The following is a 304-nucleotide window of genomic DNA, read 5'->3' on the forward strand; positions in this document are numbered from 1 at the left end:
CGCTGATTCTGCTCACCGGCCACGGCGATGTGCCGATGGCCGTCGAGGCCATGCGTGATGGCGCCTACGACTTCCTCGAAAAACCCTTCAGCCCCGAAGCCCTGCTCAGCAGCCTGCGCCGAGCGCTGGACAAGCGCGGGCTGGTGCTGGAAAACCGCCGGTTGCATCAGCAGGCCGATCACCGGGCCCAACTGGAATCGAGCCTGCTGGGGGTGTCCCGGGGTTTGCAGAACCTGCGCCGGCAAGTCCTGGACCTGGCCGGCTTGCCGGTCAATGTGTTGATTCGCGGCGAAACCGGCAGCGG

The 304-nt window shown here is 66.4% G+C and carries 1 pseudogene; it reads left to right on the forward strand.

The features are described 5' to 3' along the window. Positions 1 to 304: pseudogene (locus tag HX846_RS37520) on the forward strand (sigma-54-dependent Fis family transcriptional regulator); the annotation flags it as partial.

It is taken from the genome of Pseudomonas sp. K5002 (genome assembly GCF_013386655.1).
In the GTDB taxonomy this organism is placed as follows: domain Bacteria; phylum Pseudomonadota; class Gammaproteobacteria; order Pseudomonadales; family Pseudomonadaceae; genus Aquipseudomonas.